Source organism: Bradyrhizobium retamae, assembly GCF_001440415.1.
Classification (GTDB): Bacteria; Pseudomonadota; Alphaproteobacteria; order Rhizobiales; family Xanthobacteraceae; genus Bradyrhizobium; species Bradyrhizobium retamae.
In genome coordinates this window covers 65,835-83,298 of record NZ_LLYA01000154.1, presented here as the reverse complement: position 1 = coordinate 83,298, position 17,464 = coordinate 65,835, and the positions used below count along the sequence as shown (strand labels likewise).

Sequence of the window (17,464 nt, the reverse complement as noted above, 5' to 3'; positions counted from 1 at the left end):
GCCCGATAAGTCCCGGTTCCGGGTCCTTCCAAACCAACCAGACGAGTGCCGATTTGACACCTGCCGACAGAGATGCGGTCGCCGTTTCAATCGTTGTGCCGGTGCGCAACGAGGCGGACAACGTCGCGCCGCTGATTGCGGAAATCGTCAGCGCGCTCGGCAGCCGCTGGGCCTACGAGATCATCTATGTCAACGACGGTTCGACGGATGCGACCGCCGAGCGGCTGGCGGCGATGATGAAGCAGTATCCGCAGCTTCGGCAATTGAAGCACGCCGCCTCGAGCGGGCAATCGGCAGCGGTGCGCAGCGGCGTGCGGGCCGCGCGCGGCGCCATCGTGGCGACGCTCGACGGGGACGGGCAAAACAATCCGGCGTTCCTGCCGGACCTGATCGCGGCAGTTGAAAAAGGCGACGGCCACGTCGGTCTTGCGGCAGGCCAGCGGGTCGGGCGCAAGGACACCGGCTTCAAGAAACTGCAGTCGCGGATCGCCAACGGCGTGCGCAAGGCGATCCTGCGCGACGGCACCCGCGACACCGGTTGCGGGCTGAAGGCGTTCCCGCGCGAGGTGTTCCTCTCGATGCCCTATTTCGACGGGCTGCATCGGTTCCTGCCGGCGCTGGTACGCCGCGAAGGTTTCGACATCGCTTACGTCGACGTGATCGACCGCCCGCGCCATTCCGGCGTGTCCAATTACGGCTTCTTTGACCGGTTATGGATCGGGATCATGGATCTCGCCGGCGTGTGGTGGCTGATCCGGCGCAAGAAGTCGACGCCCGTTGCGATCGAGGTTCGCTGATGCTGATTCAATACGGCCAGGCGCTCGGCGACTATCTCTACGACGTGTTCGTCGCCAAGTTCGATTTCTGGTTGGCGTTCGGGCTGATCGCGCAATTGCTGTTCACCGCGCGATTCCTCGTGCAGTGGATATCGAGCGAGCGGGCCGGACAGAGCGTGGTGCCGATGGCGTTCTGGTTCTTCTCGATGGGAGGCGGCATGATGACGCTGATCTACGGCATCGCCAAGCGCGAGCCCGTGATCATCATCGGCCAGTCGCTGGCCACGATCATCTACATCAGAAACATCATGCTGATTGTGAAGAACCGCGGCACCGCCTCGAAGACGCTCGATCGCTGACCGTTAGCGGCCCGGCGCCGCCGTGGGCAGTGCCGGCAATTCGCTTTCGGCGCTGCGATGGGCGGCGAGTTCGCCGGCGGCATCGAGCACGGGGTAGGCGACCGAGCAGATGTGCGAGTGGATGCGCCGGAGGTCGCGCAACACGTCGAGATGAAGCGACGTGGTCTCGATGGTTTCGGGCCGGCCTTCACGCAAGCGGTCGAGGTGCCGTTCGGTGGCGGCAAGCTCGGCATTGCGCAGCGCGGCCTTTTCGGCCAGCAATTTTCGCGCTTCGTTGAGGTCACCCGACATGAAGACCCCGAACGCGATCCGCAGCGAATCCATCGTGCGCTTGTGGAAAGCGGAAAGCTCCTCGGCGCCCTCGGCCGAGAACTGGAAGCGGCGCTTGATCTTCTTGGTTGCCATTTCGCTCAGATTCTTGTCGATGATGTCGCCGATATGCTCGAGGTTGATGGCGAAGGAGACGATTTCCATCGCCCGGTGTCCCTCGCGCTCGTCGAGACTGCCGCGGGTGAGCTTCGTGACATAGAGCTTGATCGCCTCATCGAGGCTGTCGACGCTGTTGTCCATTCGCGAGACCTCGTCGACCAGCGCGCGGTCGTTGGTCATCATCGCCGCCATCACTTTGCGCAGCATGATCTCGACGTGATCGCCCATATGCAAGGTTTCGCGGGCGGCATCCGCCAGCGCGAGGGAAGGGGTCTCCAGTGCACTCTCGTCGAGATAGCGTGGACCTGTCGGGTCGGCCTCCTTGACGCGCTCGGGCAGCAACCTTTTCAACAGCCGCGCCATGCCGTCGAGCAGGCCAATGAAGAGAGCTGCGGTCGCAACGTTGAAGGCGATGTGGAACAGGGCGGTTGCCTTGGCTACATCCGGTTGCCATGCGATCAGAAGCTCCGCGATCGGCTGCAGGAACGGCGCCACCAGCAGCACGCCGACAAGCCGGTTGACGAGATTGCCGAGCGGAAGCCGATAGCTGGCGGGATTGTCGCGGCGCGCGCCCTCGACGATCGGATTGATGGCGCTGCCGAGATTGGCGCCGAGCACGAGCGCCAGCGCCGCATAGGGGGTAATGAAATGCGCATAGGCCAGCGACATCACCAGCAGCACACTGGCAACAGAGGAATGCACGAGCCAGGTCACGATCGCAGCGAACAGGATACAGAGCGCGGGATCGCCGGTGATGGCGTTCATGAATACGCGCACGCCCGGCGCGTTCTCCGCCGGCGCCAGCGTATTGAGCAGGATGTGCAGCGCCAGCAGCATCAGGCCGAGGCCGATAAAGACGCGGCCGATGTCCTTGATGCGCGAGCGCCGCCCGGTGCGGAAGGCGAACAGCCCAATGATGAACAGCACCGGTGCGACGGCGGCGATGTTGAACGACAGGATCTGCACGATCAGCGTGGTGCCGACATTGGCACCGAGCATGATGGCGAGCGCAGGCACCAGGCTGACGAGCCCGTCCGACGTAAACGAACTCGTGAGCAGCGCCGTCGCGGTGCTGCTCTGGAGCAGCGCGGTCAAGCCGAGGCCAGCGGCGAGGGCGGAGAAGCGGTTGCTCAGGGCCTTTGCCAGCAACAAACGCAGGTTCGGCCCGAACGCGCGCAGAATCCCGCTGTGGACCATGTGCAAGCCCCACAGCAGCAATGCTACGCCGCCCATCAGGTCGAGAAGGACGAGGCTTCCCATATGCGTCAGTTTCCGCCAAATCGAGTCGAAGGGTCAGGCTATCGCCTAACGAGGGGCGATCAACCCTTTAATTTGCCGAAAATTGCAGTGCACGGGCGCTGCTCGAGCGTGGCTTGCCGGTGTTCGAAGGTCTTGGAGGCTCTTGGCGGCTCCAGGTTCGGTAAACGGAATTCAAACGTATCAGCTACATTGCGAGCCGTTGCGCTAGCTCAATTCCAACAATCCTTCGGTAAAGCTGAGGCCACCTTCGGGTGAATCACTCCAGCAAGGCCAGGGTAGACATGTTAGCGAATCGCCGCAGAAGCGAACGACGTGCGTGCAGAAACTTTGCGAAAATACAGTTTGCGACCGGCGGATTGCCGCGCGACTGCATGATTACAGACATGTCGGATGGCGGCGTGAAGATCATCGCCGAATATCCCGAAATTCCTCCCGAATTCACGGTGATCTTTTCGGAGGGAAGGCCGCGTCAGTGCAAGCTGGCCTGGCGGATCGGTTGCGAACTCGGCGCGCAATTCCTCGACTAGGCCGCTCGGCGAAACGGGACGGCACGCGCGTGCCTGGCGGCGAGGCGCTTGCAACGGTAGCCAATTACGGCAAAAGCGGGCCAGCTTAACCGGAACTTAGGGTTAAGCTGTGAACACTTCTGGACAGTCGCCGCCGTGAGTCCCGCTACATGTTCCAGAAGTTGCCCCACCCGCTCCGCGTCACGCGGCTCCTTGCGTGCACGTCGACCCTGATTTTGGCGTTGGGGCTTGGCGGCTGCCAGACCTCCGGACTGTCAGATATTACCGGTTCGATCGGCGAGCAGGCCGACACTGACCACGCGACCGATCCGCGCCGTGATATCCAGCTTTACCAGGAACGCTATCGCGCCAATCCGAAGGATGCCGACGCAGCCCTGAAATACGGTAAGGCGCTTCGCGCGACAGGGCAGCGGTCGCAGGCGGTTGCGGTGCTCGAACAGGCCTCCATCGCCCATTCGGGCGATAAGCTGTTGCTCGCAGCCTACGGCCGCGCGCTGGCGGATAACGGCAATTTCCAGCAGGCCTTCGACGTGCTCGGCCGCGCCCACAGCCCCGACGATCCCGATTGGCGGCTGCTGTCGGCGCAGGGTGCAACGCTGGATCAACTCGGCCGATACGAGGAGGCGCGGCAATACTATGCGAGCGCGCTGAAAATCGTGCCCGACCATCCGTCGGTGCTGTCCAATCTCGGACTGTCCTACGTGCTTTCGAAGGATCTGCCCAGGGCCGAGGAGACGCTGCGCCGCGCCCACGGCCTGGCCAGGACCGATCCGCGCGTGCGCGCCAATCTTGCACTGGCGGTCGGCCTGCAGGGTCATTTTGCCGAGGCAGAAAAGATCGTGAAGGCCGACCTGCCGCCCGCCGAGGCGGCAGCCAACGTCGCGCAATTGAAGCGGATGCTGGCGCGAAAGGACAAGGAGAACGCGCGGGCCGAGGCCGACAGGATGCCGATCGCCGCGGCCCGGCGCGCCGACTAGTCTGGAGCTTTTCGATTCTGATTGAATCAGAATCGGTGATCAGAGCCAGCAGAGCCTGAATTCACCCCGTATCTAGTCCTGGGCAGGCCTTCGCCCGAAAACGCGATCAGCGTCGCCGTCCGACGCCGCTGCGCCGTCATCCTTTGCTCACGCCCTGCGGGCCGTCGCGCCCTGCAGCTTCTTGATGATCGGCGCCAGGAACGAAATCCGCGACCGCTTGGTCACGGCATGGCCCGTCATGCGCTGCGCGATCTGCAGGAACATCTGGGTGGTGCGATGCTTGGCGGCGATCTGCGCGATCATCTGGCCGTTGTTGGCGGCGGTGCCGAACATCTTCGAATCGAACGGAATGGCTGCGATCGGCTGGCTCTCGATTGCCTTGGCGAATTCGCGCGTGGATATCTCCGGACGCTTGTGCATGCCAACCTGGTTCAGGCAATAGAGCGGCGGGCGGTCGTTGGGTCGCGCCGCCTTCAGCACGTTCAGCATGTTCTTGGTGTTGCGCATATTGGCGAGGTCAGGCTCGGCGACGATCAGAATGTCGTCTGCGCCGACCAGCGTGCGCTTGGTCCATGCCGACCATTGGTGGGGAACGTCGAGCACGATGCAGGGGGTCGTCATGCGCATCGTATCGAAGATCGCATCGAACGCGTCGGCGCCGAAATCGTAGACCTGGTCCAAGGTCGCCGGCGCCGCCAAGAGGTTGAGGCGGTCGGTGCATTTCGCCAGTAGACGCTCCATGAAGGCGGAGTCCGGCCGTTCCTGCTGGAAGACGGCATTGGCAATGCCCTGTACCGGGTCCTGATTGTAATCGAGGCCGGCGGTGCCGAAGGCAAGGTCGAGATCGATCACGACGGAATCGAGCGCGAGATCGCGCGCAATCGTCCAGGCCACGTTATGCGCGACGGTGGATGCACCGACGCCGCCCTTGGCGCCGACGACGGCGACGATGCGGCCGACGGCCACGGCCTCGGAGGCCGCGTACAGGCCGCATATTGCGCGCACGACGTCGATGGGTTCGATCGGTCCGGTAACGTAGTCGCTGACGCCGCGCCGCACCAGTTCGCGATAGGGCGTGACATCGCTGGCGCTGCCGATCACGACGACGCGCGTTCCCGCGTCGCAGACGGTCGCGAGTTCATCGAGCCCTTCGAGGATGTCGCTGTCGGGTTCGCTCTCCAGCAAGATCACGTTCGGCGTCGGCGCCGTGTGGTAGGCCTCGATGGCGGCGGCAATGCCGCCCATGTGAACCGACAGGTGCGCCTTGCCGAGACGGCGGTCTTCGCTCGCCGCGCGCACCGCGGTTGCGATCGCCACACTGGCGCAAAAGGCCTGTACCGATACGCGCGGCGCCGGCGAGATGTATTCCTCGGGCTGCGCCGGCGTGTCGTCCAGTTGATCGTCGGAGTTTTGAAAGACGCGGCTGATCATTTGCCTGTATCGCTGAGTTTGGCCTTGTCGGCTTCGGGGTAGGTGGTCTCGGTCGCAACGCCCTTGCGATATTTGTCAAAGGCGATGTTGCGCCGCGACATATAGGCGGCGCTCTCGGGACGCGGCTGCTCGAGGTCCGCCGGATTGTCGATCATCGCTGCCAGGTTGCGCTGGATGGCGCAGCCGAAATTGTGGTAGGAGCGGTTTTCGTTGTAGGCGACGTTGTCGATGTTCGGGCCGAGGTCTTGCGGCCACAGGCCGCACGGACCGGCCACCGCCTTGATCTTCGGATAGCTCAGCCTGATCGTCGGCAAGGCCCTGCTGTCGTCGGGGTGGTAGTGACGCCGCGTGATGGCGCGCGAGGGCACGCCGCCCGCCATCAGAACCGATCGGATTTCCTGATACGATGACGCGGCCGCGCGCGCGTTCGCCGTGTCGATCGGGACGTCGGCGATGATTGCGCCGGTGCCTTCGCGCATCCAGGCCTGCGCCAGGCCCATGACGTCGGTGCGTTGTGGCCCGGAGAGGCCGCCGCGGGCATGACCCACGAACACGACGATCGAATGGTTGGCTTCGGTCACGGCGATCGGATGACGGTGGCGGTAATCATCGGATACGCTCGCGGTTGTCACGACTTCCGTGGACTGCCACGTGCAGGCGCCGAGTGTCGCCGAAAGTCCGAGAAGGGCGCCGAGCAGCCCCGCGGCCTTGACGCGATGGAGCGGTGTTCTGGTTATCATCGTTCTGTCCTCGTCCCCACGCGCTGAACAGTTCTGAAACTCAATCAATGATGAAGCCAAAGTTGCCCTGGACGCCGGCGACCGGATCGACGCGGGCGGCGACTCCGTAGATCCGGTTGATGCGCCCGAGCAGCGTGGATTGGGAGTCGGATGCCGGCGCAAACCCGTCGTCGGGACGCGACAGCTCCTTCTGCGCGACCGCGCGCACGACGTAGGGCGTCACGATGACCATCAACTCAGTCTGGTTGTTGACGAAGTCCTGGCTGCGGAACAGCGCGCCCAGCACCGGCAATTGATCGAGCCCCGGCAGCCCATTGATGGCCTGCTTGGTTTGCTCCTGGATCAGGCCGGCCATCGCCATCGAGCCGCCGGAGGGTATTTCCAGCGTCGTCTCGGCGCGGCGGGTCTTGATCGAGGGAATGGTTGTTCCACCCTGGCCGCCAGTCAGAGAGTTTTCGGTCGAGACTTCCGAAACTTCCGTCATCACCCGCAGGCTGATCCGACCCTCAGAGAGTACGACCGGCGTGAAGTTGAGCGAGATGCCAAATTTCTTGAAGGCGACTGTCTGGACGCAATTTCCGATGCCACCGCCTGTTGTTGTTTGGCAGCTCACGCCGGTCGGAATGGGAAATTCACCACCTGAGATAAACGTTGCGGATTCGCCGGAGATCGCTGTCAGATTGGGTTCGGCGAGCGTCTTCACGACACCGGCCTTTTCCATCGCGCGAAGCACGGCCTGGACCGACGGCATCGTGCCGGCTGCTATGCCAAGGCCATTGCCAGGCACGAGGGGCGCGTTGTTTGCAGTGAAGGGATTGGTATTGTTGAAATTCACAGTCGTATTGCCGACATTCAATTGGGCGCTGAGATCGACACCCATCTGTTTGACGACATCCCGCCGAACTTCCGCGACAGTGACCTTCAACATCACCTGGTCGCGGCCGCGAACGACGATCGAGTTGACGACCTTCTCGGACCCGCCGACCAGCCGCGCGGCGATCTCGCCGGCCTGCTGGGCTTCGACCGGGCTCGAGACCGAGCCGGTCAGCAGCACGCTGTCGCCGATGCCTTCGATCTGGATTCCCGGCATCGACTGCCGCAGCGCGGCACGTACGCCGTTGAGATCGCGCTTGATTGCGATGTCGTAGGACGCGATCTGCTGGCCGTCGCCGTCGAAAAACACCACGTTGGTCTGGCCGACGGCGCCGCCGATGATATAGGCGCGTTGCGGGGAGCGAATGACGGCATTGGCGATCTTCGGATCGGCGACCAGCACATCCTTCACATCGCGCGGCAGGTCGACGATCACCGACTTGCCGACACCGAGCGACAGGAAGCGCATCTTGACCGGGCCGATGGCAGACGTCGTCACCGGATCCTTCTCGGACTCGGCTGCAACCACGGGCAGCAACGGGCCGAGCGTCAGCGCGCCGACGGCCGACAACAACAGGGCGCGCACCGCTGCGGTTCGCATCGCTGACTGATTTTCCCCAAACTTCATATCAGGCGTCCTTTCGGTCACTTCTGTGCCGTCGTTTGATTGGCGACGCCGTAGCGAACCACGTTGACGCTCTGGCTTCGTTTTTGAGCCTGGTCCTCGGAACGGCCTTCGGCCGCGTTGACATCGGTAATGCTGCGCAGCGCGAGCGACAGCGTGCCGCTCTGGCGCGCACGCGTCAGAGTCTCGGCCTGCTCGGGCTTCAGTTCGAGCGTGGCGGTGCGGCCGACGAGGGAGTTGCTGCCCTCTTTTTCCTTCGGTGCCTGATCGATCGCCAGCACGCGGATGTTGGAGAGAATGATCTCCGACTGGACCACGTCGGGTCCATTGCCGTCCGGATTCTTTTCGCGCCTGGAGAAGATGACGTCGACACGGTCATTGGGCAGGATGAAGCCGCCGGCGCCGCTTTCCGGTGATATCTCGATCGAGAGCGCCCGCGAGCCGGTCGGCAGGATGGCCGCCATGAAGCCAGAGCCATTGGCTCTGACCAGCTTTTGTTCGCGGATCGGCTCGCCAGCGAACAACGGGCTGCGCGCGATCGAACCGGCGATTTCCTTGATGGCCTCGGCCTGGCTGGCACGGTTGATCAGATTGCTGCCGGCGCTCGCGGCCGGCCATGCCTGCCATTGCAGGTTCTCGGGCTTGACCGGCTGGCCGAGCCCGATGTCGGACTTCGCGACGAGAATTTCCACCGTCGGCAACTGTACGACCGGTTCAGCCGCCGGGCGGGATTGTTCTTCCGTGCCACGGGCGAGATAGGCGGCAACACCGCCGGCACTCAATGCGATGGTCAGAACGACGACACGTGCGATGTTCATACGCTTTACTACTCTTACGCAGGGACGCCCCACTGCAAGGCAATGGCAGCCATCCCCGGAGGTATGACTAGGCATCAAAGGTATAAGGGAACTTGAGGGTTGAATTATTTGGTCGATCGCACGGCGGGATTCGCCGTCATGGTGAACGGGTGGTTATCGTTTTGGGAAAACCGCTCCGCAAAACCGCGGAGTCGTCTCGGCGTCGGCGTAGCAACGGTCGATGCGGGTAGAGATGGACGGCGGCTTCGGATGCGAATCCGCTTCTGGCTAGACGCTGCTATGACGCACGAGCCTGATCTTGAGGCTCGGTCTCGGCGAAGCCGGCCTGCAAGACCTCCTCGCGCTTGTGGCGCAGATGCGCGCGCAGGATATGCGATAGCCCCACGCCGTCGCGGCGTTGGAGTGCATTGAGAATCGCTTCGTGCTCCTGTACCGCCAGCGCCCAGCGCCGCGGTGTCATCGGCGTGACGTAGCGCGCACGCCGAATGCGGGCCGTGACGGATTCATATAGGCCTGACAGCACCGGGTTGCCGGCCGCGGTGATGATCGCCTCGTGGATGGTACGGTTGCAGCGGTAGTACTGGAGAAGGTCGCGATCGCCGTAGTGCTGCACCATCGCGGCGTGGACGGCGGCGACCTCGGCGATCTCGGCATCCGTGATGCGCTCGCAGGCGAGCTCGCCGGCCAGCGCTTCGAGCCCCTGGCACACCTCGAACAGGTCGCGCATGTCCTTGTCGGTCAGCCTGGCCGCGCGCGAGCCGCGGTTCGGCAGCAATTGAACCAGGCCCTCGGCGGCGAGCACCTTGAGGGCCTCGCGCAGCGGCGTGCGCGAGATCTGCAGCTTTTCACAGAGGTCGCGCTCGGGAATCCGCGCGCCCGGCGGGATCTCGCCATCGAGCAACATGGCGCGGACGCGGCCTACGACTTCCTCATGAAGCATCCCGTAAGGATCCAATTTGAATGCAAAAATGGTTATATCACCGGAATATTGTTAGTTCCAGCTTGATAAACCGCATTTTTGCATTCAGAATTGGTTAAGATCGATTAAGAAAGGGCCGGCGGCATGGATCAGGACGTGACTGCAGGGGAGGATGACCTCCTGTTTGCCCTCGATGACGGTATCGGCCGGATAACCTTCAACAGACCGCAGGCGCGCAACGCCTTCACCTTCGCGATGTACGAGCATCTGGCCGAGATCTGCGAGCGCGCCAACCGCGACCATGGAATCAAGGTGCTGCTGCTGCGGGGAGCCGGCGACAAAGCGTTTGCAGCGGGCACCGACATCAACCAGTTCCGGGCCTTCAAGACGCCGCAGGACGGACTCGACTACGAGAACCGCATCGACCGCGTGCTCGGCATTCTCGAAACATGCCGCGTGCCGACCATTGCCGCCATCAATGGCGCCTGCACCGGCGGTGGCGCGGGGATCGCGGCCTGCTGTGACCTCCGCATCGGTACAAGGAGCACGCGGATAGGGTTTCCGATCGCGCGCACGCTCGGCAATTGCCTGTCGATGTCGAATGTCAGCCGCATCACCGCGCTGATCGGCCCGGCGCGCGTCAAGGATCTGATCTTCACGGCACGGCTTGTCGAAGCCGAGGAGGCGGCTTCGGTGGGCCTGCTCAACGAGGTCGTCGATGATCTGGCCGCGCTCGACAGGCGCGCCGACGAGATCGCACGGCTCGTTGCCGGCAACGCGCCGCTGACGCTGAGCGCGACCAAGCAGGCAGTCGCCCGGCTGCAGAAACGGCTGACGCGCGAGGAGGGCGAGGACCTCATCCTGATGTGCTACGCCAGCCAGGATTTCCGTGAAGGGCTCGACGCGTTTCTCAGCAAGCGCGCGCCGCAATGGCGTGGCCAATAGGAGCCCGCATGTCCCTTCAAAACGACACGACGCCGCGTTCGGGGCCGCTTGCCGGCCTCAAGGTCATCGATCTCACCCATGTGATGGCGGGACCGACCTGCACGCTGATGCTCGCCGACATGGGCGCCGATGTCATCAAGATCGAGAAATGGCCAAGTGGCGACGACACGCGACACTCGGTGCCACCGAAGATCGGCGACGAGGCGGCCTCCTTCCTGATGATGAACCGCAACAAGCGGGGCATCGTGCTCGACCTGAAGACCGCAGGTGGCAAGGAGGTGCTGCGGCGGCTGATCGCGGACGCCGACGTGCTGGTCGAGAATTTCGCGCCGGGCGCGATGGAGCGGTTAGGCTTCGGCTATGAGGAGCTGCATAGGGCTTTTCCGGCGCTGATCTATTGCTCGCTGTCCGGTTTCGGCCGAACCGGCCCGTACAAGCATCGCCGGGGCTTCGATCTGGTCGCCCAGGCGATGAGCGGCATTATGAGTTTCACGGGCGAACGGCCGGATGGTCCGCCGGTGAAATGCGGCCCGCCGCTGTCCGATATCACGGCCGGACTCCTCGCCAGCATGGGGATCCTGGCCGCCTATTCGCACCGCCTCAAGACTGGTGAAGGGCAATGGGTGGAGACGTCGCTCTACGAGGCGGCGCTGGTTCAGACCTATTGGCAGTCGACGATTGCGCTCGCCAGCAACATGGCGCCGCGCGCGATGGGCTCGGCCCATCCGCTCAACGCACCGTATCAGGCGTTCGAGGCATCCGATGGCTGGCTCGTGGTAGGCGGCGCCAACAAGAAGCACTGGCTATTGATGCTGGAAGCGCTTGGCGCGCTCGAACTGGCTTCCGACCCACGCTTCGTCAACGGCTCCGACCGCATGGCGAATCTGAAGGAGCTCGAAGCCGAACTGAGCGGGCGTTTCCGCAAACAGACGCGGGCGCATTGGCTCGCGGCACTTGACGAGAAGGGCGTGCCCTGCGGCCCCGTGCACGACATGCTGGAAGCGTTGAGGGATCCGCAGACGCTCGCGCGCGAGATGGTGGTTGAGGTCGAACATTCGACGCTCGGACCGGTGAAGACGCTCGGGCTGCCGGTCAAATTCTCGGCGACGCCCGGGAAGGTGCGTTCGGGCGCGCCTGTTTATGGCGAGCATACGCGCGAGGTGCTGCGCGAACATGGTTTTGATCAGGCGCAGATCGACGCGTTCGAGCAGGAGGGTGCGATCGTTGCCGCCTCGGCCGGCCGCAAGGAGCAGGTCGCCTGACGAGAAAACAAGATACGAACGACAACAAGAAATGCCTACCCGGAGGAAACCATGAAGATCACGTCAAAACTGCTGCTGTCCACGACGGCTTTCATGCTCGCGGGCGTGCTTCCGGCCACCGCGGCCTGGCAGCCGCAGAAGCCGATCGAGTTCGTCGCTACCGCGGGGCCGGGCGGCGGCACCGACAATCTTGCGCGCGCCGTCCAGAGCATCGTTACCAAATACAAACTGACCGACCAGCCGATCGTGGTCGTCAACAAGGGCGGCGGCAGCGGGGCGGAAGGCTATGTCTACGGCAAGGCGTCCGCCGGCGATCCCTACAAGGTGATCTTCGGTACTTCGAACGCGTGGCAGCAACCACTCGTCTCCAAGGTCGCCTTCAACTACACCGATCTCACCCCGATCGCCGCGATGGCACAGGACGAGTTCCTGCTGTGGGTGAAACAGGACGCGCCCTACAAGACTGCGGGCGACTTTCTCAAGGCGGCGGCCGCGACCGAGTTCAAGATGGGCGGCGCGCAGTCCAAGGACACCGACGAGGTGCTGACGCGGATGATCGAGAAGGCGGCGCGCATCAAATTCACCTACATCCCCTTCAAGAGCGGCGCCGAGGCTGCCGTGCAACTCGCCGGTGGCCATATCGATGCCCACGTCAACAATCCCTCCGAGAGCCTTGGGCAATGGCGCGGCAGCACCCAGCGCCCGCTCTGCGCGTTCAGCCCGAAGCGATTGCCGCAGGGACCGAAGGTCACGACGTCAGAAGGCTGGAGCGACGTGCCGACCTGCGTCGAGCAGGGGCTCGCGATCTCGCAATATGAGCAGCCGCGGACGGTGTGGCTGCCCGGCAAGGTCAGCCCGGAGCAGGCGGCGTTCTACGTCGATCTATTGAAGAAGGTGCAGGCGACGCCGGAATGGAAGGATTACATCGAAAAGACCTCGCAGGTTGATACCTTCCTGACCGGCGCTGCGTTCGACAATTTCATCAAGCAGGACCTCGAACATGTAAAGCAGGTCGCGGGCGAACAGGGCTGGCTGGTGAAGTAGGGCCGGACCGGTGATATCACGACGCGCGCTCGAGATAGTTGCCGCGGCGCTGACCGGAATCTTTGGCGTCGTTGTCATTGTTTCCAGCATCGACAACGACATCGGCTGGTCGAGCGCCGGCGTCGACGCCGGTACGTTTCCGTTCCTGACCGGCATCATCATCGTGCTTGGCAGCCTTTACAACATGGGGCAGGGCGCCATGGGGCGCGGCAGCCTTGCAATGGTCAGGATAGCCGTCACGCCGTCCGAACTGCGCCGCCTGGCGGGGTTGTTCGTTCCAGCCGCGATTTTCGTCGCCGTCATTCCACTGGTTGGAATGTATCTCGCCTCGGCGGGCTATGTTTTTGCCGTGCTGGCGCTGCCGAGGCGGCAATCGGTTTTGCGCGCGCTTGTTATCGCCGCGGCAACTCCGCTTACGCTTTACGTCGTGTTCGAGCGCATGTTCCAGGTGTCGCTGCCGCGCGGCGCGCTCGCCGCCGCGTTCGGTTTCTGAAGGGGCTGGCGGGCGATGGAAAACCTTCAATCGCTGCTGCACGGTTTCACCATCGCGGTTACCGTTCCGCACCTGACGCTGATGGTGATCGGCGTTCTGCTCGGCATTCTCGTCGGCGTTCTGCCCGGCCTTGGTGCGCCAAACGGAGTGTCGCTATTGCTGCCGCTGACCTTCGGCATGCAGCCGGTGTCGGCGATCATCCTGCTTTCGAGCATGTATTGGGGCGCGTTGTTCGGCGGCTCGGTGACGTCGATCCTGTTCAACATCCCGGGCGAACCTTCGTCGGTCGCCACTACCTTCGACGGCTATCCGATGGCGCGCGACGGCAGGCCGACAACGGCGCTGGCCACCGCTTTCGGCTCGGCGGCGTTTGGCGCGCTTGTCGGCGTGATTCTGATTACGTTTCTGGCGTCGTGGGTGGCACAGGTGGCGCTCGCCTTCGGACCGCCCGAATACTTCGCGGTCTATTTCCTCGCCTTCGCCAGTTTCGTCGGCATGGGCGGTGCGGCGCCGATCAAAACGGTGGTGGCACTCGCGATCGGCTTTGCCATCGCCGCGATCGGCATCGATACGGTCTCGGGCAGCGTGCGGCTCACCATGGGTATCGACGAGCTGGTGAAGGGCGTCAGCTTCGTCGTTGCCGTGATGGGGCTGTTCGGCATCGGCGAGTTGCTGATTGCGGTGGAGGAGGAGTTTCAGGCCCGCGCGGTATCGTCGAGGGTGGACTGGAAGGAAGTCTTCCGGGCGCTCGGCCGTCTGCCGCAGCATGGCATTGCATTGCTGCGCAGCGCCGCCATCGGCTGCTGGATGGGCATTACGCCGGGTGGTCCGACCGCGGCTTCCTTCATGAGCTATGGCATCGCCAAGCGCTTCTCGCGCAATGGCGCGCGTTTCGGCACCGGCGAGGCCGAGGGCATCGTCGCGCCCGAGACGGCCGACCACGCCGCCGGCACCAGCGCGCTATTGCCGATGCTCTCGCTCGGCATTCCCGGCTCGGCCACGGCTGCCGTCATGATGGGCGGGCTGATGATCTGGGGATTGAATCCCGGACCGATGCTATTCGTCGACCAGAAGGATTTCGTCTGGGGGCTGATCGCCTCAATGTATGTCGGCAACATCGTTGCGGTTGCGCTCGTGCTGCTGACCGTTCCCGTGTTCGCCGCCCTGATGCGCATTCCCTTCGCCGTCATCGCCCCCCTGATCGTCATCATCTGCGTCGTCGGCGCCTATTCGGTCTCGAACTCCTATCTCGACGTCGTCCTGATGCTCGGCTTCGGTGTCGTCGGTTATCTCTTCAAGAAGCTGCACTATCCGTTGGCGCCGTTGGTGCTTGCGATCGTGATCGGCGACAAGGCCGAGGACGCGTTCCGGCAGGCCATGCTGATGTCGAAGGGATCGCTCGGGATATTCTTTGCGAACCGGCTGGTGACGACCCTCGTTCTGGCCGGGATGACGTTGCTGCTGCTTCCGCTCGCCCTGCAGATCGTGCGTCTGCTGCGAAAGTCGGACGAAGCCGCTGGTGAAAAGGTGAGGATCATATGAAGCTGGATAGCCCGGGCAGGCCGGTGATCGCGCTGGCGATGGGAGACCCCGCCGGCATCAGCCCGGAGCTGACCGCAAAACTCGCCTGCCTCGATGAAATCCGTTCCCGCGCACGCCTGATCGTGATCGGAGACCGCCGCGTTTTCGACGAAGGCGCGCGCGTGGCCGGCGTCAGGACGGACCTGCCAAATGTAGCGCCATCCGCGGACCCGCGAATAATCGGCAGTGACGCCGCTTTTATGGACCTTGGCCATCTCGATCCCGCGACCGTCGAGCGTGGTGTCGCGAGCCAGGCCGGCGGCGCGTTCGCGCTGGAGAATTATCGTCGCGCGCTCACGCTGGCGCGTGACGGGCAGGCCGACGCCGTCTGCTTCACGCCGTTCAACAAGAAGGCAATGCGGCTCGCGCGCGCGGAGTATGATGACGAGATCGCGTTCTCCGCCGAGGTCGTCGGCCTGGAAACGCCAGCCAGCGAATTCAACGTGCTCGACAGGCTCTGGAATGCCCGCGTTACCTCGCACATCGCGCTCAAGGACGTGGCCTCGCGTCTCTCGGTAGAACGCATTCATCGCGCGCTGAAACTGACCGATGCCTGCATGCGGCAGGCCGGCCTTGCCGAGCCCCGTATCGCGGTGGCTGGGCTCAACCCGCATGCCGGTGACGGCGGCAATTTTGGCCGCGAGGAGATCGATGTGATCGAACCTGCTGTCATGGCCAGCCGGGCCGAAGGAATAGCGGCGGAAGGGCCGTTTCCGGCCGATACGGTTTTCCTGCGCGCCAAGAACGGGGCGTTCGATGCGGTATTGACGATGTACCACGACCAGGGCCAGATCGCGATGAAGCTGATGGGCTTCGATCGCGGGGTGACAATTCTCGGCGGCTTCCCGTTTCCGATCTGTACGCCGGCGCATGGCACGGCATATGACATCGCCGGCCAAGGCGTCGCCTCGGTTGGCGCCACCCGCGCGGCCTTGTTGCTCGCGGCTGAGATGGCGGGCGCGCGGAAACCGGCTCCGCTTCCTTGAAAACGCGCTAAACGGCGGCCTTCAAGGCCGCAAAGCCGCGCTCGAGATCGGCCTTGAGGTCGTCGACATTCTCCAGGCCGATGTGGAGCCGCAGCGTCGGCCCGCCGGGGGACCATTTGGTCGCGGTGCGGTAGGGATCGCAGTCGAACGGGATGATGAGGCTTTCGAAGCCGCCCCACGAAAAGCCCATGCCGAACAGTTTGACCGCATCGAGCAGGGCATCGACCGCCTTCTGCGGTACCGGCTTCAGCACGATGCTGAACAGGCCGGAGGCGCCGGTGAAGTCGCGTTTCCAGATTGCGTGGCCGGGATGGCTTTCGAGCGCCGGATGCAAGACCTGCAGGACCTCGGGGCGGCCGGCGAGCCAGCGCGCCATTTCGAGGCCCGAGCGGTAATGCTGCGCGAGCCGCACCGAAAGCGTGCGGGTGCCGCGCAGCGCCAGGAATACGTCGTCCGGTCCGGCGCAGACGCCGAGCAGGCGGATACCCTCGGTGAGCAGCGGCCAGGTTTTTGCGTTCGCCGAAATCGTGCCGAACATGATGTCGGAATGGCCGCCGATATATTTGGTGGCAGCCTGCATGCTGATGTCGACGCCCTGGTCGAGCGAGCGGTGATACAGTGGCGTCGCCCAGGTGTTGTCGTCGATGACGAGCGCGTCCCTTGCATGCGCGACTTCAGCGATGGCGGGAATGTCGCTCATTTCAAACGACTGCGAGCCGGGCGCCTCGACCAGCACCGCCCTGGTGTTCGGTTTGAACAGTTTCTCGATCCCGGCGCCGACCAGCGGATCGAAATAGCCGACCTCGACGCCGTAACGGGCCAGCATGCCGTTGCAGAAGTTGCGCGACGGCCGGTAGACATTATCAGTCACCAGCAGATGATCGCCGGCCTTCAAGACCGACAGGAGTGTGGTGGTGATTGCGGCAAGTCCCGATGGCGCGAGGCCTACGCCCGCGCATTGCGGGCCCTCCAGTGACATCAGCACGTCCTGCAGAGCCAGCGTGGTCGGGCTCCCGTGACGCCCATAGGAGAATTCGGCGCGGTGGGCGTGCAGGTCTTCGGCGGTCGGATAGAGCACGGTCGACCCGTGGTACACTGCCGGATTGACGAAACCCCTTTGTCCCTTGGTGTCGCGGCCCCCGGTGACCAGTCTGGTTTCGGGCTTTTGCGGGTTGGACGGACCGTCGTGCGAAAAGCTCATGCGTTTGCATTATCCAAGACGTTATGCCGCAGCCACAACTTGATCGCGAAAATACCGGCGAGCGGCGGCTCGAGGCCGGGTGAGTTAATAACAAGACACAGAAGACGGCAGTCAACCCCTTGACCCGGCACGCCAGTCGTTCTGAGATGCGCGCCAACGAACAGTCGCTGCAAGTTGAGGGGCCTGCCGCGATATCAGATCCACCGCCTGACCGGACT

General features: G+C 63.6%; 17 protein-coding genes. 10 read left to right on the top strand and 7 right to left on the bottom strand.

All coding sequences use genetic code 11. The features are described 5' to 3' along the window. Positions 1-53 precede the first annotated feature (53 nt). Positions 54-797: a glycosyltransferase family 2 protein gene (locus tag CQ13_RS18165; protein WP_057844209.1), complete on the top strand. Its 744-nt coding sequence runs from the start codon at positions 54-56 to the stop codon at positions 795-797. After that, positions 797-1,135, top strand: coding sequence for a lipid-A-disaccharide synthase N-terminal domain-containing protein (locus CQ13_RS18160; RefSeq protein WP_057844208.1), 339 nt, complete (start codon positions 797-799; stop codon positions 1,133-1,135). Before CQ13_RS18165 ends, CQ13_RS18160 begins: the two co-directional genes overlap by 1 nt. A 3-nt stretch (positions 1,136-1,138) precedes the next feature. Here the strand turns inward: CQ13_RS18160 and CQ13_RS18155 are convergent, their stop codons facing one another. Next, the gene (locus tag CQ13_RS18155) at positions 1,139-2,824 is read right to left on the bottom strand and encodes a Na/Pi cotransporter family protein (protein WP_057844207.1); all 1,686 of its coding nucleotides are present in this window, start codon (positions 2,822-2,824) and stop codon (positions 1,139-1,141) included. 281 nt (positions 2,825-3,105) lie between these two features. On the opposite strand from CQ13_RS18155, the gene CQ13_RS46815 reads away from it, so the two are divergent. Together CQ13_RS46815 and CQ13_RS18145 are read left to right on the top strand one after the other, a co-directional pair. Then, positions 3,106-3,351, top strand: coding sequence for a PilZ domain-containing protein (locus CQ13_RS46815; RefSeq protein WP_028346170.1), 246 nt, complete (start codon positions 3,106-3,108; stop codon positions 3,349-3,351). Positions 3,352-3,500: 149 nt separating this feature from the next. Continuing rightward, a complete protein-coding gene (locus CQ13_RS18145) occupies positions 3,501-4,328 on the top strand; it encodes a tetratricopeptide repeat protein (protein ID WP_057844206.1) in 828 nt (275 codons plus the stop codon). Between the two features lie 147 nt (positions 4,329-4,475). On the opposite strand, the gene CQ13_RS18140 is transcribed toward CQ13_RS18145, so the two are convergent. The 5 genes from CQ13_RS18140 to CQ13_RS18120 all read right to left on the bottom strand — a co-directional run bounded on the left by CQ13_RS18140 (position 4,476) and on the right by CQ13_RS18120 (position 9,755). Next, complete coding sequence (locus CQ13_RS18140; protein ID WP_057844205.1) at positions 4,476-5,759, bottom strand: CpaE/TadZ family protein; 1,284 nt, start codon at positions 5,757-5,759, stop codon at positions 4,476-4,478. After that, complete coding sequence (locus CQ13_RS18135; RefSeq protein WP_156433738.1) at positions 5,756-6,499, bottom strand: CpaD family pilus assembly protein; 744 nt, start codon at positions 6,497-6,499, stop codon at positions 5,756-5,758. Before CQ13_RS18135 ends, CQ13_RS18140 begins: the two co-directional genes overlap by 4 nt. Positions 6,500-6,539: 40 nt before the next feature. Beyond that, a complete protein-coding gene (locus CQ13_RS18130) occupies positions 6,540-7,973 on the bottom strand; it encodes a type II and III secretion system protein family protein (RefSeq protein ID WP_057844204.1) in 1,434 nt (477 codons plus the stop codon). 44 nt (positions 7,974-8,017) lie between these two features. Further along, on the bottom strand, positions 8,018-8,815 hold the full coding sequence (cpaB, locus tag CQ13_RS18125; RefSeq protein WP_057844203.1) for a Flp pilus assembly protein CpaB: 798 nt from the start codon (positions 8,813-8,815) through the stop codon (positions 8,018-8,020). A 277-nt stretch (positions 8,816-9,092) separates the two neighbouring features. Next, positions 9,093-9,755 (bottom strand): GntR family transcriptional regulator, encoded by a 663-nt coding sequence (locus tag CQ13_RS18120; RefSeq protein ID WP_156433737.1) that lies wholly within the window; start codon positions 9,753-9,755, stop codon positions 9,093-9,095. Between the two features lie 123 nt (positions 9,756-9,878). On the opposite strand from CQ13_RS18120, the gene CQ13_RS18115 reads away from it, so the two are divergent. Genes CQ13_RS18115 through CQ13_RS18090 form a run of 6 tightly spaced genes read left to right on the top strand, consistent with a single transcriptional unit; the run spans position 9,879 to position 16,045 of the window. Next, the gene (locus tag CQ13_RS18115) at positions 9,879-10,679 is read left to right on the top strand and encodes an enoyl-CoA hydratase/isomerase family protein (RefSeq protein WP_057844201.1); all 801 of its coding nucleotides are present in this window, start codon (positions 9,879-9,881) and stop codon (positions 10,677-10,679) included. An 8-nt stretch (positions 10,680-10,687) separates the two neighbouring features. Then, positions 10,688-11,941, top strand: a complete 1,254-nt coding sequence (locus CQ13_RS18110) for a CaiB/BaiF CoA transferase family protein (RefSeq protein ID WP_057844200.1) — start codon at positions 10,688-10,690, stop codon at positions 11,939-11,941. A gap of 51 nt (positions 11,942-11,992) precedes the next feature. Beyond that, entirely contained in the window at positions 11,993-12,985 is a 993-nt protein-coding gene (locus CQ13_RS18105) for a Bug family tripartite tricarboxylate transporter substrate binding protein (protein ID WP_057844199.1), read from the top strand. Positions 12,986-12,995: 10 nt separating this feature from the next. After that, positions 12,996-13,478, top strand: a complete 483-nt coding sequence (locus CQ13_RS18100; RefSeq protein WP_057844198.1) for a tripartite tricarboxylate transporter TctB family protein — start codon at positions 12,996-12,998, stop codon at positions 13,476-13,478. 15 nt (positions 13,479-13,493) lie between these two features. Next, positions 13,494-15,020 carry a tripartite tricarboxylate transporter permease gene (locus CQ13_RS18095; RefSeq protein ID WP_057844197.1) on the top strand — a complete coding sequence of 509 codons (1,527 nt, stop codon included), beginning with the start codon at positions 13,494-13,496 and terminating at the stop codon, positions 15,018-15,020. Beyond that, on the top strand, positions 15,017-16,045 hold the full coding sequence (locus CQ13_RS18090) for a 4-hydroxythreonine-4-phosphate dehydrogenase PdxA (protein ID WP_057844196.1): 1,029 nt from the start codon (positions 15,017-15,019) through the stop codon (positions 16,043-16,045). The genes CQ13_RS18095 and CQ13_RS18090 overlap by 4 nt, the downstream gene beginning before the upstream one ends. Before the next feature lie 7 nt (positions 16,046-16,052). Here CQ13_RS18090 and metC read toward each other — a convergent pair whose 3' ends face one another. Further along, positions 16,053-17,246: a cystathionine beta-lyase gene (gene metC / locus CQ13_RS18085; protein ID WP_057844195.1), complete on the bottom strand. Its 1,194-nt coding sequence runs from the start codon at positions 17,244-17,246 to the stop codon at positions 16,053-16,055. Between the last annotated feature and the right edge of the window lie 218 nt (positions 17,247-17,464).